Genomic DNA, 18,318 nt, shown 5'->3' with positions numbered 1-18,318 from the left:
TCTTTACTTCTTAATGTCATTATCTAAATTAAGGTTAACTGGTTTTCGACAACTATCTTAGAAATATCCAATTTTCAATCAATCTAGTAAGTTCTACATAATTTGTTGATGAAGCATTGTATTCAGAATCTTCTAAATAAGAATTTCCTAATAGATCGCTCAAATATTTTGTCAATGCATCAATATTTTTTAAATTTTCAACACTTTCGCCAGTTGTTAACAGTTTATTCACCAATCCAGCTAATATCATTGCAATAGAAATTTGAAATTTATAATTTCGACTCGAAATTCCATAAATTTCTCTTGAGAAGGGATATTCTACTTTTTCATTAATTTTGAGTACTAAATCATTAAACTGCCGAAAATATTCTTTCATAATATTAAAATTTTTATCGATCGCGATTTTTTTTTCTTCTCTTTTTACTTCTATTTGAGTTACATCAGAATTAACAGACTTAGTTTCATACTCTAATTCCAATTTATTCAATTCATCTTCAAATTCAGCTTTTTGCTTCATATATGAATCAGCATATTGGGGGGATTTTTTTAATTGATCACTAAACCCAAACTCAAGAATATTAAAAATGACAAAGATACTTTCTTGTATTTTTTTCTTTAAAAATCTATCTTGAGTGGCATTATATATTACACCTAATTTTTTTAACTCATCACGTGTGTAAATATCGAAATCAGATACTTGCGTACAAATCATCTTTGAAAAGCTATTAACATACGAGTTAAACTTTGATCCATATACAGCATTACGAATTTCCTGTGGTGTAAGTGGTTTTGTCCCTTTGTTGTATCTATTAAAAATCTCCAACTCAAAAACTTTACCAGGAAATTCTTTAAAAATAATTTGTTGAATATTTGCTGAAATAATTTTTTCTTTAATTTCAGACTCTAAATCTTTGAAATATTTATCATTTAAGTCAGCACATAACTTCAACCCTTGTAATTTAAACTCATTATTAATATATCTATAAAATGCTGTCAGTCTATGTTGCCCATCAACCACATTCAGAACCTGAATTCCTAAAAAACGTGTATTAGCCAAAAATATGGGCGGAACAGGAATACCCACTATAATAGATTCTACTAATAAGCTTTCATCAGCAATAGTATATCTATATTCACGCTGATAATCGGGTTGAACAATAATGGCATCTACATAATCAAACCTTTCATCTTCTGACAGCTCTTCTATATCCTTATTGGTTAATTCTTGAAGTCTTAATCCATGTTTAATTTGTTTATTTAAATCTCGAATTGAGCTATTTCTATCCTTTGGATCAATTTTTGGAAAATTCATTTATTCCTCCATTCCTTTTAAATATTCTTCAATATTTCTTTTCAGCATAATATCTTTTGAAACCGATGAAAGCTCAGGATATATGGATGAATAACCAATACCTAGTGACGATAATGACTTTAAGATATCTTTTTTACTTTCTTTATTTATTACTAATTTTTTTAAAACATTTTGATTTGCTATATCTTCTAATGGCTGATTATTTTCTTCTTGAAAATAAACAAAAAGCCCATTTTGAGCATTAATTCGTTCATGTATTTTATGACAAGTAACTACTACTGGCGTAGTCGCCTGATCAATTTCTTGTGCATTATCAGCTAAATTTAAAACCTTCTTACTTGAACCATCAGTACCCTGCAAATTTAAAGCGCAAGGATCTAAAAACCAAATAACCCCATTTTCAGGTTCTCTTTCATTAAATGAATTTTCTAATGCAAACATTAGAGAGATGATATGAGAATATGTGAAATCTAATAATCTTGTTGGAATTCCATAATGTTGGGCATAAATCATCCATTCATTATCATGCTTTAGAAAATTTACATTTGTTATATAAGGATGAGAATTTACCTTAAAATCATCCAAAAACCTTTTAATATCTATTTTCCTAAATAATCTATTACCATTTTCATCGTATCTAAACGCACTAGGCAATAATGTATAGCTTTTAGATTGACCTCTTGATAAAGAATAATTCCTAGGTAAATCTTCTAAATAGGCTATAAATTCACTTAATTTTTCAATTTCACAAATTTCCATCTTCATATTTATCTTGGTACTTTTAATTTTATTGTATAAAAAAAATCCACTTATTAAAAGTGGATTTTTACATCAATTCAGACTCTTACAGACGAACCAATTCCACAATCTTCTCGGCCAATGCTTCAGCAGACTCATCCGCAAAAGTAACATCAGTCCCTTCAGCAACAGTTGTGATAACCACAATACCTGTCTCACGAAGCAATGCCACTTGAGCAGCATCTAGACCTGCCTTCGCAATTGCCACAATACCTTGTTGAAGCAACAAATTCTCAATCGCTTGCGCATTTTCCAATGCCTTTTCAGACACAGTTACCGCAGCAGGTTTTTGACCCAAACGAGCAGCACGATCTTCAGCAGTTACAGGAGTTGTATGCGCAGACCATTCAACAGACGCTTCCACCATACCTGCACCAATCGTCACATTGTTTAAACGATCAATGAAGATAAACGAACCTGTATAACGGCTGTCTTGATAACGGTCAAATACCACTGGCGCATCAAATTCAACAGTTACATTGGCAATCGCATTTAACTCAAGGTGATCCACTTGCATTTGTTCAAGCGTGTTCACATTGGTACGGAAGTTAATCGCTGTGACTTTTGCAGGAACAGTTTGTGTACCAATCTTGATGTTGTACAACTTGCCAATCACAAGTGGTTGGTCAGCCATCCACACCACAGTCGCTTGAACTGAACGAGAAATCGCTGGAATGCCTTGATCTGCACGGATCAACACGTTACCACGTGATACGTCAATCTCATCATTCAACGTCAATGTCACTGCTTGACCTGCAAATGCACGATCAAGGTTACCATCAAAGGTGACGATTTCTTTAACCGTCGATTTCTTACCAGAAGGTAATGCAACAATCTCATCGCCCACTTTCACTTCACCAAGCGCAACAGTACCCGCAAAACCACGGAAGTCGAGGTTCGGACGGTTCACATATTGCACTGGGAAACGGAAATCATGCTTCACGGTGTCACGGTTAATTTCAACCGACTCAAGCGTACCCATTAAGGTTTCGCCTGTATACCACGGTGTATTTGCAGATTTGTTCACCACGTTGTCACCATTTAACGCAGAAATTGGCGTAAAGATGATGTTCGATGGTTTACGGTCGCCCAACTGTGCAACGAAGTTTGCATAGTCGACTTGAATTTCATTGAAGCGAGCTTCAGAGAATTCCACCAAGTCCATTTTGTTGATTGCAACAATAATGTTCTTAATACCCAGCAAGCTTGCAATATAAGTATGACGGCGAGTTTGAGTTTGCACACCATAACGCGCATCAATCAAGATGATCGCAAGGTCACAGGTAGATGCACCTGTTGCCATGTTACGTGTGTACTGCTCATGCCCTGGCGTATCCGCAATGATGAACTTACGTTTTTCTGTTGAGAAATAACGATACGCTACATCAATGGTAATCCCTTGCTCACGCTCTGCTTGTAGACCATCTACAAGTAAAGCCAAGTCAGGTGCATCACCTGTCGTACCGACTTTTTTCGAGTCACGTGTTACCGCTTGCAATTGATCTTCATAAATCAATTTTGAATCGTAAAGTAGACGACCAATTAAAGTCGATTTACCATCGTCCACATTACCGCAAGTTAAAAAACGCAATAAGTCTTTATTTTCGTGCTGTTTTAAATATGCCAAGATGTCTTGGCTAATTAAATCTGATTGATGAGACATTGCTCAAAACTCCACATATTCTTTAGAAATCGGTTGCTTAGTCTTCTAATCCCTCTAAATCTCCCTTTAGTAAAGGGAGACTTTACTCCGTTCTTTTAGGAGTTCCCCTTCTTTATCAAAGAAGGGGTTAGGGGAAGATTTTGAAGATGCCTAGAAGTAACCCTCTTGCTTCTTCTTCTCCATCGAACCTGCTTCATCATGGTCAATCATACGACCTTGACGTTCTGAGCTGGTTGCCAAGAGCATCTCTTGAATAATTTCCGGCAAGGTATTGGCAGTTGATTCAACTGCACCTGTTAACGGGTAACAACCTAAAGTACGGAAACGAACCGATTTCATTTGTGGAACTTCACCATCTTTCAAAGGCATACGCTCATCATCCACCATAATCAGTGTACCGCTACGCTCAACCACAGGACGTTCTGCAGCCAAGTATAAAGGTACCAGTGGAATGCTTTCCAAGTAGATGTATTGCCAAATATCAAGCTCAGTCCAGTTTGACAATGGGAATACACGAATACTTTCGCCTTTGTTCACTTTACCGTTGTAAAGATTCCAAAGTTCAGGACGTTGGTTTTTCGGATCCCAACGGTGTTTGGTATCACGGAATGAATAGACACGTTCTTTGGCACGTGATTTTTCTTCATCACGACGTGCGCCACCAAAGGCAGCATCGAACTTGTATTTATCCAAAGCTTGTTTTAAGCCTTGAGTTTTCATGATGTCCGTATATTTAGAACTACCGTGATCAAATGGATTGATCCCAGCATCTTTACCCTCTTTGTTCTGGTGTACAATCAAATCGAAACCATGGGTTTTTGCCATGTTGTCGCGGAATTTGATCATGTCTTTGAACTTCCAGCCTGTATCGACATGCAACAGTGGGAATGGAAGTTTCGCTGGGTAGAACGCTTTGAGCGCAAGATGGAGCATGACTGCTGAATCTTTACCAATTGAATACAGCATGACCGGATTTTCAAACTCGGCAGCAACTTCGCGGATGATATGAATACTCTCAGCTTCGAGCTGTTTGAGATGAGTAAGTCTTTCCTCATTTAACGACATGGAGAACACCAGCTTAGAAAAACGTGTACTTATGACACTTTTGAAAATTTATATTCATTATAGTGATTTAGACTTCCTTCCTTTTGCTTGTTTTTTCATATTAATATATAAAAATATCATAAACAAAAACTGGAATAGGAGAACAAGTTGACTATAAAGATTATATCGCTCACCGAATGCACATATTCGGCGTGGCTTTCGCTGTGGCAAGGTTACCTGACTTTTTATCAAACTGCATTATCTGAACAGCAAACAAAACTGACTTGGGAGCGACTATTGGATAATAATCATACAAATATGTTTGGTTATGCCATTCAAGTTGACGATCAAGTGGTTGGATTTGTTCATTTAATCTCTCATGACAGCACATGGACAACTTTGCCCTATTGCTATCTGCAAGATTTATTTATCCATAATGATTATAGAAATCAAGGGCTGGCTCGTCGTTTAATCGAGCATAGTTATGCAGTCTGTACAGGCAAATTTGACCGTGTTTATTGGCTGACACATGACAGCAATCATACAGCTCAGTTACTTTATGATCGAATTGCGAGCAAAACAGGTTTTATCCAGTATAAAAAAGCTCTACATTAACTTTTTCTATACGCCTTGTTTTTTTCCTTATGAACAGCAAAACACTTGAACACATTCAACAACGTTTAGAACAAGCCAAACTTGCAGGTCATATTTATCAGCAAGATCAAATTTTAGTTTTGCAAGAGCCATTTACTGAAGATGGCGCTGCATTGAATATTTTTGTTCAACACGACTTAACTGCTGATCAACTCGGTTTGCAGTTTGGTCTTAACGTTCTAGATGAACAGATCGAATTTCTCATTGGCGTGACACATAGCAATCAAGATCGCAGTTCTGAAATTGGCACATGGAATTTAAAAGGCGAACAAAAGGCGTTTAACTTATGTTATGCCTTTTACAACTATCCAAAACATTTTTATCTATTGCGCTGTCCATTACATGCCAACACAGATCAAGTCACCGAGATGATCACCTCTCAATTGTTCGCTCAGGCTGAACTTGATTTTTTAAATACAGCATTGAAAACCAATCCGATGGGTCTGCAACATCAATGGATGAAGGATTATATTTTAGAGCTTAGTTTAGAAATGAAAGTTCGTATTCAAACAGCGTTGAACTAAGTTAAAACAAAACCTATTTATCCTGCATAAGAAAGCCCCATCAAATGATGGGGCTTTTTTATCGATCTGATGAGTTTAAATCGAATTTACTTAAACAAATCTTTATCTAATGGAATTTCGACACCAATCGATGCACCACCATCATTACCTCGACGGTCAGAATCTGCAACCCAGCCATTGATTTTCAGTGGAATTCGAGGCGATACATAATGTGTCCACGTTAAATCAAGTGCTTTAATATCATCATCCAATGGAAATGCATGATTGATCACTCGATTACTTTGATTCACTTTCGCAAAAAGCACGCGACCACTGAGTCGATTCATTGGATCAAATCGAATATCACCACCGACCGAGACCATTTGACCATCTCCCCCTAAGGCATGCGCCAAAGGGAAACCATGTTGATAATAGCCATCTTTATAAATGTAATGGGTATATGAAATACCATCGACATGACCATTGGTTCGGGTATCTGCCCATTCAGCATAGACTTGATACGGTAAATCATTGACAGTGGATGAATAATCTACACCAGCCAAATACATTTTCTTGGCAGGCAGCAATCCCGCTTCATCTTCACCCACGTATTGACCATAGACACTCATCGGAACATTCAACCATTGATTCAGATTCAAACGTGCATCAAAACCCGCAATCTGGTTAGATTTATCGAGGTCACCATTGTCAAAGTTATCATTGCCTTTGATGGCATTCCACAAAGTATCAAAGCTTTCTGAACGCCCTTTACCACCCCATTGCATAGAACGTGATGCACCCAATTCCAAATACGGTAATGGTTGAGCCGTTAAACGTAGACCTAATAATTTCGTATGTGGAATGGCAGCATAGTCATCTAATTGACCCGCAAAGGCTTGGTATTGCCAAGGTCCAATCCATGACAACCACTTTGTTTCAAAAGCTTTTTGTTCTGCACGCTGAGCAGTAAACCCATATACAGGACGACTCGCATCTCCTCGAATTAAGCTTCCGTCATGACCAGGACCCCAATAGGTCGGGATTTGACCCGCAATTAACCATTGGTTCCAAAGTTTCCCCGCCAAATAAGAACCTTCAACATTGACGTCATGATCAGATTCAATTTGTTTTTTGTCTTCAGCATTAATGCGTAATCGGGCATCCCAATTTGTGCCACCCGCATTGAATTCTAGATTACCCACATATTGTGCTTTACGAGAATCAGCAAAATTTTGTGGTAAATTTTTGTCATCACTTTCAGCAAATAAACCCAATTTTGCAGTTTGATTTTGACGTTCTAAGGCATCTTTAATCGAATCAATCACTTTCTGTTGCGTACGATTCTGAACTTGTGCATTGATGAGTGCACGCTGAATTTCATCCCCACTCATAGGCCAAGTGGAGGTACTAATTTGAATCACCCCTTGTTGATTTAACCAGTTTAGATCAGTGCGAAGATTTTCGTCATTGAGTACTAAACCTTGTGCAAATAAAGGTAATGACAAAGCCGAACAGAGAGCTGTCATTAAAAATTTTTGAGTTGTTTTTTTAGGAAAAAGCATATGCTTTGAGATCTTATATATTGAGTAATGGTTAAAATTAAGTCCCTTATAGCTCGATATATACGTTTAATAAGTTGTGACTTTGTATGCATTTTGTAATTATTGTATGATTTATTCACCACTATTATTCTATTATAAAAACGCTATGCTCACGCATAAAATGGATATACCCTATTTCATAATTGATCGTTTAAATTCTTTTTTTACCAGCTAAACTCAGTATTTTATCAACTAAACTCAGTACATTGACTGCATAAATGCATAACATCACATATGTTTTGATCAAAAAAAGCCACTCCTATGAGTGGCTTTTTTACAATAAATTCAACTAATCAAACTTCAATACCGATCAATGATCTTTACGACGCATATGCGGGAATAAAATCACATCACGAATACTTGGCGCATTGGCAAATAACATCACAAGACGGTCAATACCAATCCCTTCACCTGCTGTCGGAGGTAAACCATATTCAAGTGCTTCAATAAAGTCAGCATCAAAATGCATTGCTTCATCATCACCAGCATCTTTTTCAGCAACTTGAGCTTGGAAACGTTCAGCTTGGTCAATTGGATCATTTAATTCTGAGAAACCATTTGCCAACTCACGACCACCAATGAAGAATTCAAAACGGTCAGTAATATGAGGATTGTCATCATTACGACGTGCAAGTGGTGATGTTTCCGCTGGGTATTCTGTAATAAAGGTCGGTTGACGAAGTTGAGTTTCAACAGTTTCTTCAAATACAATCGTTTGAAGTTTGCCTAGACCAAAACCAGGTTTAACTTTCTCTTTCAACTCTTCTTCAACAAATGTCGCTAGGAATTCACGGTCACCGACATTTTCAGGTGTGAATTGCGGATTATGTTCAAGAATGGCATCGAACATTGAGATTTTCTTAAATGGACCTTTGAAGCTATATACTTCATCGCCATAAGGAACGTCAGTTGAACCTAAAATATCGATCGCTAATTTTTCAAGCATGCTTTCAGTCAAAGCCATGAGGTCTTTGTAATCTGCATAGGCTTGGTAGAATTCGATCATGGTGAATTCTGGGTTATGACGTGTAGATACACCTTCGTTACGGAAGTTACGGTTAATTTCAAAGACACGTTCAAAACCACCGACCACCAAACGTTTTAAGTAAAGCTCAGGTGCAATACGTAAGAACAATGGCATATCTAAAGCATTATGATGCGTTTCAAATGGACGCGCTGAAGCACCACCAGGGATGATATGCATCATTGGTGTTTCAACTTCCATATAACGTTCATTGGTCAAGTAGTTACGAATACCTGAAACCACTTTTGCACGAATCTCAAACGTTTTACGCGTTTCTTCGTTGACGATAAGATCTAAATAACGTTTGCGGTATTTTGCTTCAGTATCTGTAAGACCGTGGAATTTATCAGGAAGCGGACGAAGTGATTTAGTCAGTAATTCAAAATGTTCGATATGAACATAAAGATCACCTTTACCTGAACGACTGATATAACCTTTAATCGCGATAATATCGCCAAGGTCTAGACTCTTGATGGTGTTTAAATCATCTTCAGCCAATTCTTTACGCGGTACATAAAGCTGAATACGGCCTGTCATGTCTTGGATCACAATGAATGAACCACGGTTCAACATGACACGACCAGCAACAGACACATACGTTTTTTCGCCAGCTTCAATCTCTTCTTTAGATTGATCTGCAAATTGTTCTTGTAAATCTTGTGCGTAGTGCTCACGTTTAAACGTGTTTGGCCAAGGGCTTACACCCTTTTCTTGAGCATGCTGTTCAATATGCTTTAACTTGGCATGACGCTGTGCAATTAAATCGTTTTCGGAAATAGCGGGTTCTGAAGTCGATTGAGCGTTATTTTGCGTCATTTCTGCCTCGAATATGTATGAAAAAAACGGAAGTTGCATAGCATAGCAGATTTACAAGCCAAAACGCAGTACTCGTCACCGCAAATTTATTAAATTCAAGATTTCAATACATTTTTATCCATTCGTATTTCAAGAATTGAGTGAGTCTTGCTGAACATGATTCGACATTTAACCCACATATATATGATGTCAGATATTATTAAACGCATTCATACACATCTATGGATTGAGTCATTCACAAGTACATACCACCCTCGAGAGCGTTGTATCCAAGTAATCTGAGTAATCTATGTGTAATGTAAATAGATACATCCATATTTCTTGTGGTTCATGTAGTGAATTACATCAAATATTTTGCACGCTGAACAAATCTGAATTTCACAGCATCTATTACAACCTTTTTGTGTTGTTCTAGCCTATATCACAATACACTCTTAGCTAAAATACCAACAAAACCTAGACTTAAGCCTGATGCACAATCCTATATTTCGCTCACCAAGCTATACTTGGTGATCTAAACTTAAAAAATGAGCACAAAAACATCACAACCAGACTTTTTTAAGATTTCGAAATAAACATGCTTAGACCAAATGCTAAGTTCACAGATGCGCTAAAAAACATACAATAAAAATGGAAAAGTAAACTAAAAGTACTTGATAAATAATTGCCACAATTTGACATGAATAGACGTGACGAAAGATATTACAATGATGACAAATAACACAAAAATCTTATTTATACATGGACTTGATTCATCACGTGAATCAACAAAATTTCATGCCATTGATTCAAAAAATAAGTTTTGTATCGATGTGGATTACCGTAATTTAAATTATGAAACGGTCGAAACATTTTATCAGGACATCATCGAAAAAATGAAACCTGAAATTCTGGTCGGACACAGTTTAGGTGGCTATTGGGCATTAAAAATGTCGAAACAGTTTCAGTTACCCGCTGTTGTTGCAAATCCAAGCCTCGCACCCAATTTTCGTGAAGATTATCCAGAAATTATGGATGATGAGTTAAATCACGATATTCCGCAGTTTGCTTATATCGAGTTGGGCGATGAGATTTTAGATATGCACATCACTGCAGATCGTTTAGAGTCATTTATGCAAGTCGAAGCTGTCGATGGTGGGCATCATCGCTTAGCCCAACCTGAAAATATGAATAAATGGATTCAGCAAATTGAACAGTATTTTATTGAGCATTAAAAAAGCCTTATCGAAATAAGGCTTTTAAATATTGAATGATTGAACCATTTAATTAGACAGATTCAACTTCAGCAACTTCAACTTGAGGCATTGATTTATCATCTAAAACAGACCAAATATCCATACCCAAGTCAGCATGTAAATCTGGAAGATCAAGGAAAATACTTGCGCCTAAAACTGTATGTTGGCATTTACTCATCAATTGATTGACTGCTTTTAATGTACCCCCTGTAGCCAGTACATCGTCCACAATAATCACTTTTTGCGGTTGAATATTTGCAGACATTTCCAAACGGTCCATGCCATATTCTAAGCTATAACCTACTCCAACCACTGGTGGCGGTAATTTCCCTGCCTTACGAACCAATAACAGTCCTTTGCCAGTACGCTGTGCCAAAAGACTTGCTAAAACAAAACCTCGTGCTTCAACAGCGACAAAACTTTCCACTTCAGCCAACTTTTCAGTTGGAATACTTTCAATAAGTGCATCGGTTAAAGGACCAATGTTACTCATAAATAATGGTGTCAAGTCGAAGAAACAAATACCAGGTTTTGGGAAATCTTGGACCGTACGAATGTGAGACCACAAAGCTGTAGACGAGTTTTTCATGGGAGAAATGAAATAAGAAAAGGAATAGCATCATTTTAACGATTTTTAAGCAAAAAATATAGATGATTGTCTTTTTAAGTTGCAGTGAAATTTCATAACGTATTGTTTTATATCAATGCATTTTTAAAATAAATGGAAGTTATGCTGTTCATTAAATATAATTTTGAATTATTTCTGCATCATTTTTGTCTGCCTTATTTCTTTCTTTATACGCATGAGTCACTTAAATTCAAGGATCACGCCTGTGCATCATCTTCTTAAAAATGAATACGATTTAAGCTCTTAACTCACTATTCGATGCGTAATATGGCTAAAAAGTCATATCTTTTTAGGTCGACAATTCGCCTAAAGCGCACGTGTTTTGTCCTTCTCTGCCATTCTGCTTGAAGTTTAGTAGTTTAAACTCCGTTATTTACTTTACTTTCGTTATAGAACTGCGTAAAAATTTGCATTTATATGTACGACGTTTAAAGTCATATCAATTGAGTCAGGTACAAGCGGTGTTTATTTACTAGCCAGTACTTTTCACGGTTAGTTTTGGAGAATTAGATGAAAAAATATCAATGCATCGTATGCGGTTGGATTTATGATGAGGCACAAGGTTGGCCTCAAGACGGTATTACCCCTGGTACAAAATGGGAAGATATCCCAGATGACTGGACCTGCCCTGATTGCGGCGTTTCAAAAGCTGATTTTGAAATGGTGGAAATCTAAATTGATATTAAAGACCATGTTTTCATGGTCTTTTTTATGCATTTTTGTTTTAAATCATGTATTGGTTTGATTTTTAGACCATGCTTTCATGACAAACAATGCCATTCAATATCTTTCGTTTTTTACATGCTAAAGTGATACACGGTAAAAGTTTAATAAAAATCGATTGATTTAATTCTTAAATTTCTTTGTTCAATGTCTTGGGTTTTAATCCCAATTCAATTGAGTAATGAAATAGAAAATCAGGATTTCAAGCCCTTTAGCCCTTAGATTAGATGAATTTGTAAATTTATTTGGAGTGTTATATGCAACCTATCGTCATTATTGGTTCGGGAATGGCAGGTTATACATTGGCGAGAGAATTTCGCAAATTAAACCCAGAACAGCCCCTAGTCATGATTAGTGCGGATGACGCTGCAAACTATGCGAAACCAACACTTTCAAATGCGTTAGTGGGCAATAAAGTTCCAGATCAAATTGCATTGGGTGATGCCACTAAAATGGCCACTCAACTCAATATGCAAATTCTCACACATACTTGGGTAAAATCAATTGATCATCAAGCGCATGAGTTGACCCTTGAGCATGAAGGACAAACCACAACTCAAGCTTACTCAAAATTGATTTTGGCCGTGGGTGCAAATCCGATTCGTTTGGCCATTGCCGGTGATGGCAGTGATGATATTTTAGTGGTGAATTCACTGGTAGATTACCGTAAATTCCGTGAAAATTTAGATCAGTGTTCTGATAAACGTGTCGTGATTTTAGGTGCTGGCCTAATTGGTTGTGAGTTTGCCAATGACTTACAAAATACAGGTCACAAAGCCACTGTGATTGATTTAGCACCACAACCTTTGGGTCGTTTGCTTCCTGCTCATGTTGCCGGAGCATTCCAGCAAAATCTCGAAGAAACTGGCATTCAATTTGTTCTGAGCACAACGGTTGAAAAAGTTTCTAAACATCCTGAAAAAGGTTATGTGGTCACTTTAGCCAATGGTCAAAATTTAGTTGCTGACGTGGTATTGTCAGCCATTGGATTACAACCCAATATTTCTTTAGCAAAAGCTGCTGATATCAATACCAGCCGTGGTGTGATTACCAATACCCTGCTTGAAACCAGCAAAGAAGACATTTATGCCATTGGTGACTGCGCTGAAGTGAATGGTACGCTCCTGCCTTACGTGATGCCATTGATGCAGCAAGCACGTGCATTGGCTAAAACACTTGCGGGTCAGACCACACCTGTACATTACCCAGCAATGCCTGTTGCTGTTAAAACACCTGCTGCACCATTGACTGTACTCCCTGCTCCACTTGGCGTAGATGTCACATGGGAAACAGAAGAATTTGATGATGGCATGATTGCTAAAGCAACAGACAGTGAAAACACCTTGCGTGGTTTTGTTCTGTTGGGAGCGACTGCAGGAAAACAGCGCTTAACGTTGACAAAACTGGTGCCAGATTTGATCCCTGCTAGGGTTTAATATTTGATAAAGATGAAAAAAGGTGAGTCAATTGGGATTCAAATAGACTCACCCTCAGGAGCTATAAAAATGAATAATTCACTCCAATACAGCATTTCTCCCTACACACCGTTTATGCAAGAAACCACTGTCGATTTGGGCAATGGGATTCAACTACACGTTGAAATCGGTGGAAAAACCGATGATCCTGCGATCATCTTGATTATGGGCTTAGGCGCTCAAATGTTGTTTTGGCCTGATTTTTTCTGTAAATCACTGATCGATCAGGGTTTCCGTGTTATTCGTTTTGACAATCGAGATATTGGCTTATCTTCTAAAATTCGTCATAAAGGACCGCGTCTAAATACCTTTAAACTGATGGGTCGTTTTGCCTTTGGTTTAAGCAACCAAGGTTCTCCATATAATCTATACGATATGGCAGATGACGTGGCTTTATTGATGGATCGCTTGGGTATCGCAAATGCCAATATCATTGGTGCCTCTATGGGCGGGATGATTGCACAAATTTTTGCGGCTAAACATCCTGAAAAAGTGGATAAAGTGGCGTTATTGTTTACCAGTAATAATCAGCCTTTTTTACCACCACCTTTTCCAAAACAGTTATTTAGTTTAATTGGAAAGCCCGCATCACGTGATGAAGATGGTATTATTAACCATAGCTTGAAAGTATTTAATGTAATAGGCTCACCTGGTTACATTAATCAAGTCGATGCGTTGCAAACTGCTCGCAAGTTATATCAGCGCAGTTATTATCCTGCTGGTGTACTTCAACAGTTTTTAGCAATATTATGTACGGGTTCACTGGTTCAAATTGATAAACAGATTCAAAAACCAACCCTTGTGGTGCATGGTTCGAAAGATCGTTTATTGCCGTCAAGTCACGGAAAGGCAGTTTCAAATGCGATTTCTGGGGCAAAATTTGAATTAATTGAAGGAATGGGGCATGATATTCCTGCACACTTCATTCCACAACTCAGTGGATTATTTGCAAAACATTTTAAATGATAAACATTAGGACACTATGGCTGCATTACCATCCCTAAGACAGCTGTCATATCTAGTGACTCTGTCTGAAACGTTGCATTTTACAGAAGCAGCACGTCGTTCATTTGTCACGCAATCTACGCTTTCAGGCGGGATTATGGAGCTTGAACGTTTATTGGGTGGCGTACTCGTTGAGCGTGATCGTCAAAATGTACGTTTAACCCCGCTAGGCGAACAAGTGGTAGCACGAGCTCGTGTCCTACTTGCAGATGCGCAAGATCTCATGCGTCTGAGTCGTGAAATGAGTGAACCACTGACTGGTGACTTACACTTAGGTATTATTCCAACGATTGCTCCATTTATTTTGTCGCAGTTATTGGAAGAAGTGCATAAAGAGTTACCTAAGATTCAACTTCATTTACACGAAGCGCAAAGTGAACATTTGGTTGAAAAACTTGAGCATGGCAACTTAGACATGATCATGTTGGCTTTACCATTTGATACCCGTGGTTTAAAAGTTTCTGAAATTGCAAAAGAAAGTTTATTCCTTGTGTGTAACCGTGCGGATCAGAAATCAATTCATGCTAAAAACTTAGATGACCTTGATTTATCGCATTTAATGCTTCTTGAAGAAGGTCATTGTTTACGTGATCATACTTTAAGTGTTTGTCCAATTGGTGAACGTAAAAATTCACACCGCTTAAATGCAAGTTCACTGCCGACACTTGTGGAAATGGTGAGTTCTAATCTTGGCTTTACCCTACTACCTCAAATTGCAGTCAACACCAGTATGTTGAAAAACAATGAACATATTGTGGTAAAACCAATTGAACATGCGCCGACACGTGTATTGTCGTTGATCACTCGCAAAAGTACACCGCTTCAAAGTGAATTTGATGTATTACTGCGAGTTTTGCAAAAAATCACTTCAAATTTGACTTAAGCTTTAATATTAAGCATTAAAAAAAGGAGCCTTGTTGCTCCTTTTTGTTTTACTGCTCTAGTGTCATGTTCAAATACATTATTTGAAAATTTCCAATAGTGTTTGTTGTGCATTATGAGGCTCTTCGCCTTCTTTCAATTCTGCACGTACCCAAGTACCATCGCCATTGAGCAACCATGCTTGCTGGTTATCTTTCATATAATTCAGCAAACCGTGCTGATAAATATGTTTTTTGAAGCTTGGCTCTTCAATTGGGAAACACACTTCGACACGATTAAATAAATTACGATCCATCCAATCTGCACTAGAACAATATAATCGAGAGTTTCCATCATTACTGAAGTAATACACGCGTGTATGTTCTAAGAAACGTCCGACAATTGAGCGCACTCGAATATTTTCAGACAGTCCTGGTAAACCTGGTCGTAAACAGCAAATTGAACGAATAATCAAATCAATCTGTACACCAGCTTGTGATGCTTCATAGAGTTTATTAATGAGCTGAACTTCGGTTAATGCATTGACCTTGACAATAATTTGCGCTTTTTTCCCTGCTTTAGCGTGATTGATTTCATCATCGATAAAACTCAGCAACTGTGCGTGCAAGGTGAAAGGCGCATGCAGAAGTTTTTTCAACTTCGCCATTTTTCCCATGCCTGTCAATTCTTGGAAAATACGATGTACATCTTCACACAGCTCTTTTTGCGTGGTCATTAAACCGTAGTCGGTATATATACGGGCATTGGTGGCATGGTAGTTCCCGGTGCCTAAATGCACATAACGCACCAGCTTGTTGTTTTCACGGCGTACCACCAAAATCATTTTGGCATGGGTTTTATAACCCACGATACCGTATACAACAACCGCTCCTGCTTCTTGCAATACATTTGCCACTGCAATATTCGATTCTTCATCAAAACGTGCACGCAGCTCAATGACAGCAGTCACCTCTTTGCCGTTACGCGCAGCCTCAGCCAAAACTTGGACAATTTCTGAGTCAGGACCACTACGGTATAAAGTCTGCTTAATCGCAAGTACTTGCGGATCACGTGCAGCTTCACGTAATAAATTGATGACTGGGGCAAAAGATTCAAACGGATGATGTAGCAAAATATCTTGCTTTTTCATCGCAGAAAAAATGTTTTCAGATTTTTTTAAAACTTTAGGAATGACTGGTGTATGTGAATCATAACGCAAGTGCGGACGTTTAAAATTGGTGAGTAACCGTGCTAAATTTACAGGACCATCGACTTTATAAAGTTGTGCTTCGTGTAAATCAAACTCGTTAAGCAAATAATCATAAATATGTTTCGGGCAATTTTGCGTCACTTCTAAACGCACAGCACGACCAAAACGACGTGAATTCAACTCACCTTTAAGTGCTTTGGCTAAGTCTTCAACATCTTCATTTAAGGCTAAATCAGCATTACGTGTAACACGGAACTGATAACACCCTGTTGCGGTCATGCCCGGGAATAAATCCGACACATGCTCATGAATGATTGCTGAGAGCATCACATGGTGCTCTTTACCATCGGTCAACTCATCAGGTAAACGTACCACTCGTGGCAATGAACGTGGTGCAGGAACAACAGCCAAATCGATCTGACGACCAAAGGCATCTTTGCCTTCCAAAGTGACAATAAAGTTCAGACTTTTATTGACCAAACGGGGGAAAGGATGTGCAGGATCGAGGCTGATTGGTGTTAAAACAGGTGCTACTTGTTCTTGGAAATATTTTTTCACCCATTGGGATTGAGCAGGTGTGAGCTCACCACGTCGTAAGAAACAAATGTCTTCTTCACGCAATTTCGGAAATATTTCATCATTTAAAATACGATACTGACGTTCTATCGCAGCGTGTGTGGTTTGTGAAATTTTTTCTAGTACTTGCTTTGGCGTAAGGCCATCTGGGCTTCGACTTTCATTGCCAAGTTCAAGTTGCTCCATAACTCCAGCAACACGAATCTCAAAAAACTCATCCATATTACGCGAGAAGATCAATAAAAAATTCATGCGCTCCAAAAGCGGATGTAAAGGATCAACCGCTTGTTCTAAAACACGCAAATGAAAATCGAGAATCGATAATTCGCGATTAATGTATCGTTCATTATAAGTATATTCAGTGGGGATATTCGAAACTGCGGTATTCATACCACTAACCTGCATGCAAATGATCTGTATTTAGTATGCTTCAAAATTATGACAATTTCATAAAAAAAGCCCATTTATTTGGGCTTTTTCTTTCAATTTATGAGCTAAGCTACTTTTTATTTCGGAATATGACTATAACGCATATATCTTAAGATCAGGCGTTTGCGAAATTGTAGCTTATGGTCATTACGATGATCTTGATAATATTTAGGATTGGGTAAAATCGCAGCTAAAAATGCGGCTTGTTCTCGTGACATACTTTTAGAACTGATGCCAAAATAATGCTGGCTTGCAGCTTCTACACCATAAATATTTTCACCAAACTCCACAGAGTTTAAATACACTTCTAAAATACGTTGTTTCGACCAAATTCGCTCCATCATAAAGGTTGCAACAGCTTCTTGACCTTTACGCACAAATGAACGTTTATTAAATAAAAATAAATTTTTAGCCAATTGCTGAGAAATGGTTGATCCACCAGCAACCACTTTGCCTTTGTCTTTATTACGCTCTAAGGCAAACTGCATCCCTTCCCAATCAAAACCCTTATGTTGTAGAAATTTTCCATCTTCAGCCGCCACAATCGCATGTTTAAAATAATTACTGATGTCGTCGTAGTCACGCCATTCATGTTTGATCGGTTTTGACGGATCTGACCAATAATCAATACGCATCATCATGGTCGTTTCAACTGGATGTGTTCTCCACCACACTAAACTTCCAAAAATCCAAATTTGAACCAGTAGCACTAAACTGACAAGAATTAACAGTGTTCGAACAATAAACGCTTTCATATCAGT

16 protein-coding genes are annotated in these 18,318 nt (G+C 37.8%); 7 read left to right on the top strand and 9 right to left on the bottom strand.

The window, feature by feature from the left end:
• Positions 1 to 52: 52 nt before the first annotated feature.
• The 4 genes from G8E00_RS04590 to cysD form a co-directional block, all read right to left on the bottom strand.
• A complete protein-coding gene (locus G8E00_RS04590; RefSeq protein ID WP_166222231.1) occupies positions 53 to 1,312 on the bottom strand; it encodes a DUF262 domain-containing protein in 1,260 nt (419 codons plus the stop codon).
• Positions 1,313 to 2,077 carry an FRG domain-containing protein gene (locus tag G8E00_RS04585; protein ID WP_196782003.1) on the bottom strand — a complete coding sequence of 255 codons (765 nt, stop codon included), beginning with the start codon at positions 2,075 to 2,077 and terminating at the stop codon, positions 1,313 to 1,315.
• Positions 2,078 to 2,156: 79 nt separating this feature from the next.
• Complete coding sequence (gene cysN, locus G8E00_RS04580) at positions 2,157 to 3,773, bottom strand: sulfate adenylyltransferase subunit CysN (RefSeq protein WP_166222229.1); 1,617 nt, start codon at positions 3,771 to 3,773, stop codon at positions 2,157 to 2,159.
• 150 nt (positions 3,774 to 3,923) lie between these two features.
• Positions 3,924 to 4,838 (bottom strand): sulfate adenylyltransferase subunit CysD, encoded by a 915-nt coding sequence (cysD, locus tag G8E00_RS04575; protein WP_166012288.1) that lies wholly within the window; start codon positions 4,836 to 4,838, stop codon positions 3,924 to 3,926.
• Between the two features lie 147 nt (positions 4,839 to 4,985).
• On the opposite strand from cysD, the gene G8E00_RS04570 reads away from it, so the two are divergent.
• Together G8E00_RS04570 and G8E00_RS04565 are read left to right on the top strand one after the other, a co-directional pair.
• Positions 4,986 to 5,432 (top strand): GNAT family N-acetyltransferase, encoded by a 447-nt coding sequence (locus tag G8E00_RS04570; protein WP_166222227.1) that lies wholly within the window; start codon positions 4,986 to 4,988, stop codon positions 5,430 to 5,432.
• A gap of 29 nt (positions 5,433 to 5,461) precedes the next feature.
• Positions 5,462 to 5,995, top strand: a complete 534-nt coding sequence (locus tag G8E00_RS04565; RefSeq protein WP_166012286.1) for a hypothetical protein — start codon at positions 5,462 to 5,464, stop codon at positions 5,993 to 5,995.
• Between the two features lie 86 nt (positions 5,996 to 6,081).
• On the opposite strand, the gene G8E00_RS04560 is transcribed toward G8E00_RS04565, so the two are convergent.
• Both G8E00_RS04560 and lysS read right to left on the bottom strand, forming a co-directional pair.
• The gene (locus G8E00_RS04560) at positions 6,082 to 7,500 is read right to left on the bottom strand and encodes a capsule assembly Wzi family protein (protein WP_166222225.1); all 1,419 of its coding nucleotides are present in this window, start codon (positions 7,498 to 7,500) and stop codon (positions 6,082 to 6,084) included.
• 385 nt (positions 7,501 to 7,885) lie between these two features.
• The gene (lysS, locus tag G8E00_RS04555; RefSeq protein ID WP_166222223.1) at positions 7,886 to 9,415 is read right to left on the bottom strand and encodes a lysine--tRNA ligase; all 1,530 of its coding nucleotides are present in this window, start codon (positions 9,413 to 9,415) and stop codon (positions 7,886 to 7,888) included.
• A 707-nt stretch (positions 9,416 to 10,122) separates the two neighbouring features.
• On the opposite strand from lysS, the gene G8E00_RS04550 reads away from it, so the two are divergent.
• The gene (locus G8E00_RS04550; RefSeq protein ID WP_166222221.1) at positions 10,123 to 10,629 is read left to right on the top strand and encodes a YqiA/YcfP family alpha/beta fold hydrolase; all 507 of its coding nucleotides are present in this window, start codon (positions 10,123 to 10,125) and stop codon (positions 10,627 to 10,629) included.
• A 52-nt stretch (positions 10,630 to 10,681) separates the two neighbouring features.
• On the opposite strand, the gene G8E00_RS04545 is transcribed toward G8E00_RS04550, so the two are convergent.
• Positions 10,682 to 11,239, bottom strand: coding sequence for an adenine phosphoribosyltransferase (locus tag G8E00_RS04545; RefSeq protein WP_166222219.1), 558 nt, complete (start codon positions 11,237 to 11,239; stop codon positions 10,682 to 10,684).
• A gap of 549 nt (positions 11,240 to 11,788) precedes the next feature.
• Here G8E00_RS04545 and rubA point away from each other — a divergent pair.
• From rubA to oxyR, 4 genes are all read left to right on the top strand, one after another.
• The gene (gene rubA / locus G8E00_RS04540; RefSeq protein WP_166012281.1) at positions 11,789 to 11,953 is read left to right on the top strand and encodes a rubredoxin RubA; all 165 of its coding nucleotides are present in this window, start codon (positions 11,789 to 11,791) and stop codon (positions 11,951 to 11,953) included.
• A gap of 305 nt (positions 11,954 to 12,258) precedes the next feature.
• Positions 12,259 to 13,437, top strand: a complete 1,179-nt coding sequence (locus G8E00_RS04535) for an NAD(P)/FAD-dependent oxidoreductase (protein WP_166012280.1) — start codon at positions 12,259 to 12,261, stop codon at positions 13,435 to 13,437.
• A gap of 69 nt (positions 13,438 to 13,506) precedes the next feature.
• Positions 13,507 to 14,442 (top strand): alpha/beta fold hydrolase, encoded by a 936-nt coding sequence (locus G8E00_RS04530; protein WP_166012279.1) that lies wholly within the window; start codon positions 13,507 to 13,509, stop codon positions 14,440 to 14,442.
• Between the two features lie 16 nt (positions 14,443 to 14,458).
• A complete protein-coding gene (gene oxyR / locus G8E00_RS04525; protein ID WP_166012278.1) occupies positions 14,459 to 15,364 on the top strand; it encodes a LysR family transcriptional regulator OxyR in 906 nt (301 codons plus the stop codon).
• 78 nt (positions 15,365 to 15,442) lie between these two features.
• Here the strand turns inward: oxyR and ppk1 are convergent, their stop codons facing one another.
• Positions 15,443 to 17,518, bottom strand: a complete 2,076-nt coding sequence (ppk1, locus tag G8E00_RS04520) for a polyphosphate kinase 1 (protein ID WP_166012277.1) — start codon at positions 17,516 to 17,518, stop codon at positions 15,443 to 15,445.
• A gap of 116 nt (positions 17,519 to 17,634) precedes the next feature.
• Positions 17,635 to 18,312 carry a monofunctional biosynthetic peptidoglycan transglycosylase gene (gene mtgA, locus G8E00_RS04515; protein WP_166012276.1) on the bottom strand — a complete coding sequence of 226 codons (678 nt, stop codon included), beginning with the start codon at positions 18,310 to 18,312 and terminating at the stop codon, positions 17,635 to 17,637.
• Between the last annotated feature and the right edge of the window lie 6 nt (positions 18,313 to 18,318).

It is taken from the genome of Acinetobacter shaoyimingii (genome assembly GCF_011578045.1).
Taxonomy (GTDB): Bacteria; Pseudomonadota; Gammaproteobacteria; order Pseudomonadales; family Moraxellaceae; genus Acinetobacter; species Acinetobacter shaoyimingii.
This window is presented reverse-complemented; position numbering and strand designations above follow the sequence as displayed.